The organism is Schnuerera sp. (genome assembly GCF_035459645.1).
Lineage (GTDB): Bacteria > Bacillota > Clostridia > Tissierellales > Tepidimicrobiaceae > Schnuerera.
Window position 1 is genome coordinate 1 of the sequence record NZ_DATHXO010000389.1, and the last position, 4,693, is coordinate 4,693.

5 protein-coding genes and 1 other RNA gene are annotated in these 4,693 nt (G+C 28.3%); 2 read left to right on the forward strand and 4 right to left on the reverse strand.

Annotation, left to right across the window (positions count from 1 at the left end; genetic code table 11):
* Positions 1-190 precede the first annotated feature (190 nt).
* Positions 191-991 (forward strand): histidinol-phosphatase HisJ family protein, encoded by an 801-nt coding sequence (locus VK998_RS09180; RefSeq protein ID WP_325227823.1) that lies wholly within the window; start codon positions 191-193, stop codon positions 989-991.
* On the opposite strand, the gene VK998_RS09185 is transcribed toward VK998_RS09180, so the two are convergent.
* The 4 genes from VK998_RS09185 to VK998_RS09200 all read right to left on the reverse strand — a co-directional run bounded on the left by VK998_RS09185 (position 988) and on the right by VK998_RS09200 (position 3,813).
* Positions 988-1,269: a hypothetical protein gene (locus VK998_RS09185; protein WP_325227824.1), complete on the reverse strand. Its 282-nt coding sequence runs from the start codon at positions 1,267-1,269 to the stop codon at positions 988-990. The two genes, VK998_RS09180 and VK998_RS09185, sit on opposite strands and share 4 nt — an antisense overlap.
* Positions 1,270-1,328: 59 nt before the next feature.
* Positions 1,329-1,504, reverse strand: a non-coding RNA gene (ssrS, locus tag VK998_RS09190) — 6S RNA.
* Positions 1,505-1,577: 73 nt separating this feature from the next.
* A complete protein-coding gene (locus VK998_RS09195; protein ID WP_325227825.1) occupies positions 1,578-3,329 on the reverse strand; it encodes an ATP-dependent metallopeptidase FtsH/Yme1/Tma family protein in 1,752 nt (583 codons plus the stop codon).
* Between the two features lie 199 nt (positions 3,330-3,528).
* Entirely contained in the window at positions 3,529-3,813 is a 285-nt protein-coding gene (locus VK998_RS09200; protein ID WP_325227826.1) for a hypothetical protein, read from the reverse strand.
* A gap of 134 nt (positions 3,814-3,947) precedes the next feature.
* Here VK998_RS09200 and VK998_RS09205 point away from each other — a divergent pair, with 134 nt between their 5' ends.
* The gene (locus tag VK998_RS09205) at positions 3,948-4,556 is read left to right on the forward strand and encodes a hypothetical protein (RefSeq protein WP_325227827.1); all 609 of its coding nucleotides are present in this window, start codon (positions 3,948-3,950) and stop codon (positions 4,554-4,556) included.
* The last annotated feature ends 137 nt before the right edge of the window (positions 4,557-4,693 follow it).

Below are 4,693 nucleotides of genomic sequence, written 5' to 3' on the forward strand. Positions count from 1 at the left end.
TATCTACTATACAAAATTCAGATAAAATAATAGTATTGAGTAAAGGGGTTATTAAAGAAATGGGAAGTCATCAAGAACTATTAGAAAAAGAAGGTATTTATCATGATTTATATAAACTTCAATTTAAAGAAGATTTCTTTGCTTGATTTTAGTTATTCACATTTCAAAAATTATAATAGGGGTGTTGAAAATGTATGATTGTCATATTCATAGTGATTTTTCTATAGATAGCAAATATTTAATGGAAGAAATGGTATTAGAAGCAATTAACAAAAATATGAAAAGTATTTGCTTTACTGATCATATAGATTTTGATGTAACGGAAAATAGAATAGATATTGATTTTAGACCAAAAGATTATTTTAAAAAAATAAAGCAAGTTAAATATAAATATATGGATAAAATTGAAATATTGACTGGAGTTGAAATTGGAATGCAGCCCCAGCTTTATACTAGATATGACAAATTTATCAACAACAATCCTTTTGATTTCGTCATAATGTCTTTACATACAATCGACAGAAAAGATATACATGGTGACAATTTTACCTATAATAAAAAACCTATAGAAGCTTTGAATATATATTATGATACTTTATACCACATAGTTAAAAACTATGAGAATTATGATGTTCTAGGACATTTGGATTATATTGATAGATACTTTGAGAGTTTTTCCCAGATACCTGAATTTAAAAAATATGCCGCTTTAGTAGAAGATATCTTAAAGCTAGTAATTCGTAAAGATAAAGGAATTGAAATTAATACTGCTGGAGTAAAATATGGTTTAGGTTATTATCATCCTAAAATTGAAATTTTAAAACTATATAAAGAATTAGGCGGTGAAATTATAACAGTAGGCTCTGACGCCCATTGTCCAGAATTCATAGGATATGAATATAGAGAAGTAGAAAAACTTCTTCGTGAATTAGGATTTAAATATATTTATATCTTCAAAGGAAGAAAAAAGTTCCCTATACATATAGGCTAAACCTCTTTTCTTTCTATTGAGTAACTTTGTTTATAACCACAATTTGGGCATTGGTAAATATGGATACATTCATCTCTTTTAACTCCATCTACAAAATGACTTATTTCATCTAATAGATAGGGGCTGTAATCATCCATCAAATTTACCATTGGCCCTTTGTCTTCCATAATAGCGTTACATTTAGTACAATTGTATTCTACTTTATATAAACCATTACATAATGGGCATATTGATTTCATATTGATTTTCCTTTCACGTAAAGAATCTACATTTATCATTTACTTAAATAGAGTATAATATACAAAGGTCCTTTAGAACCTAGGTTCTAAAGGACCTTTGTATTCCCGCAGTGCCGTCCTTCCAATAATTCACACCCGCCTCTCACAAGGTGGGTGCCCTGTCAACAGCTTGAAGCTTCCATCCAAAGAAGGCTTGCTCTACACTGCTGAACTCGAACTCCCGTGTCTACTATGTCGGTTGAATTATTTGGACTAACGCACACCGCAGAAATATTTTCTATATATATTATACCCTTTATATATATAACCTGCAAGTAACAGCTAAAATTAATAATGAAAACTTTTTACTATTCTGCTAATATTTGATTCAATTCTTCTTCATTTAATGATTCTTTTATAATTAGTTTATTTGCAATTATATCTAAATATCCTTTATTTACACTTAATAATTTTTTTGTATCTAAATACAAATTTTCTAACATCTCTTTAGTTCGTTCCATAAGAGAAATATCTGTATTTAAGTTGCTATTCAAAATAACATTATAATTAATTAAACCTAATTGGTCATCCATTCCATAAGATCCAATCATAGATAATGTCATTTCCGTTGCTTTTTGAAGATCAGAAGAAGCACCTGTAGTAATATTATCTTTACCAAAAATTATTTCTTCTGCTGCTCTTCCTCCTAATGCAATCATAATATTGGATATAATATCTTTTTTAGTTTGGTACAACTTATCTGGAGGTATGTTTAAACTAAATCCTCCCATACCTTTAGTACTAGGTATGATACTTACCTTGGTAACCCTATTTAAATTAGAAAGCTTTTTAGCTACTAATGCATGTCCTGCCTCATGATAGGCTGTAATTCTTTTATCTTCTAAAGAAATACTGCTTCTATCCTTTTTTTCATCCCCTACAAGTACTGTAAAATATGCTTTGTTTATATGTTCCATAGTAATTCGTCTTTCTTTATTTCTAGCAGCAATCATAGCTGATTCATTCATTAAATTTTCCAGTTTTGCACCACTGAAATAGACGGTTTCTAATGCAACTTTTTGTAGATCTACCTCCTTGGATATAGGTTTGTTTTTACTGTGAAGTTCTAAAATAGCCAATCTAGCATTTACATCTGGCAGCCCAACTTCTATCTGTCTATCAAATCTTCCTGGTCTTAATAGAGCCTCATCTAAAGTGTCAATCCTATTAGTAGCTGCTAAAACGATTATGCCTTCGTTACCTTTAAAACCTGACATTTCAGTTAATAAAGCATTTAATGTCCTATCTCCTTCTTCACTACCATTTTGAGAATTTACCCCTTTTCTTTTCTTCCCTAAGGAATCAATTTCATCAATAAATATTACAGATTTACCACTATCCTTTGCTCTTTTAAACAACTCTCTTATCCTACTTGCACCTAAACCAGCATATACTTGAATAAAATCTGAGCCGGATACAGCATAGAAAGGTACTTTTGCCTCAGATGCTAATGCTTTAGCTAGTAAAGTTTTTCCCGTTCCAGGAGGTCCATATAATAGTACACCTCTAGGTAATCTGGCACCATATTTAATGTATTTTTCAGGTTCCTGTATAAAATCTACTAACTCTTTTAAAGATTCTTTAGCTTCTTCATTACCAGCCACATCGTCAAAAGTAACCTTACCTGTGGATGTGTTTTCAGTGTTCAGATTAGACATGGTAGCCATTTCTTTTTCTGCTTGCTTTGAATTATTTTTAATTAAAAATGCTACCCCTCCAATACCTATCATCATTAAAATAAAACTTATTCCTTGATTTACAACTCCATTTCTATCTCCTTCTACTACTTTAACATTATTTAATAGTAAATATTCTTTAAAATTTTCCAGCCTTGGATTATCAGTAGTAAATTCTGTTCCATTACTCAATTTGCCAATAAGTTTCTCAGTATCGTTGATTTCAACTTCATCAACATCTCCATCTTCAACCTGTTCTAAGAATAGTTTATATGGAATTTCTTCGTATTCTTTATCATTGTTTATATAAAAATATATACTTGAAAACAATCCAATGGATATAATTAAAACTAATAATAGTTTTATTTTTCCATTTATTTTCATTATATTTGCCTCCTTAGTTTACATAATACTATTAAAATTATAACATTATCACTAAGCCTTGTCCATTTCATAAATTTGGTAATAAAAACTGAGATTCTTTGCTAATACTTAAAATAATAAGGTTTACAATCTATGATTTCCTTTTTTAAGTAAAGCAAAGAATCTCTAATTTTTCCTTAATTATTCATTTAAAATAAAATTAATCTTTTCCTAAAATATATAATATTTTATCCAGTTTTTTTAATTGTTCTTCATTCAATAGAGGTCGTATACTATTTAATTTTTCAAATATGGCTTCATATTCTTCTTGACTCATTTTAGATTCCATATCTTCATTCATTTTTATTATCTCTACAAATATATCATCTTCAGACTTATCAGAATAGGATTCTGCTAATCCTTCTATTATCTCTATTTGCTCTTCTGAAGGTTGAAACTCTTTAAACTCATCCATAGCTTTATTTATATTTTCATCTTTTTCCACTATAACTCCCTCCCTATAGGTTTTAATCTAATTTATGAGCTAAGTATTAAATATATTACAATTAAATTTGTAACTTTATTCTATGTTCTAGCATAGAATAGATATATATATATTTAATTTTAGGAGGACTTCTAATGTATAATGGGTTAATTTTAATCTTTTTATTAACTTTTGTAAAAGATAAGAAAAATGAAAACATCAATCTAATAAGGGATGGATCTAAAATTATAGATTTAGATATACCTTATACTATGGAGAAAATACAAATTCTCAAAAAGATCGGTCCTTATTTTCCAGAAGAAATTCTGCCTTCTATAAATAAAGCATTAATGATCACAGAAAAATTAATCAGTTTACATCAAACTATGGAATTCTTACAAACTTCAGAAACTAATTATATACAAGAAACTATACCTGTTGAAAATAACCAAGAACGTTTAAGTTACATAGCTCAGACTATCAAAAAAGAATTTCCAAAAGAAGAAATAGATAAAACGGGTACAGTAGTGGAAATGATCTTAACTATGGATAAATTCAATAAATTATTTCTTATATTGAACTCTATTATGACAAACCCAGACTCTCTAAAAGATCCTTCAAATATCATAAATTTAATGGAACCGTTAATGGACGATAAAGACGAAAAAGAGAAGAAAAAAATAAAAGATATGACTAAAATGCTAGAAATAATGAAAACTTTGGATACACCAAAAAAATCTACTGAAAAAGAAAATAATACATAATATATGAGCTTTAGCAACTTGCTCATAATGCTAAAGCTCATATATAATAATGATTATTTCAAGTGATTAATTAAATTTTGGATATCTTTAGGCATAGGTGCTTTTAATTCTATATCTTTTTTGCTTCTAGGAAGTTT

Coding starts and splice junctions, on each gene's coding strand:
- VK998_RS09180 (WP_325227823.1), top strand. CDS start 191: ATGTATGATTGTCATATTCATAGTGATTTTTCTATAGATAGCAAATAT.
- VK998_RS09205 (WP_325227827.1), top strand. CDS start 3,948: ATGTATAATGGGTTAATTTTAATCTTTTTATTAACTTTTGTAAAAGAT.
- VK998_RS09185 (WP_325227824.1), bottom strand. CDS start 1,269: ATGATAAATGTAGATTCTTTACGTGAAAGGAAAATCAATATGAAATCA.
- VK998_RS09195 (WP_325227825.1), bottom strand. CDS start 3,329: ATGAAAATAAATGGAAAAATAAAACTATTATTAGTTTTAATTATATCC.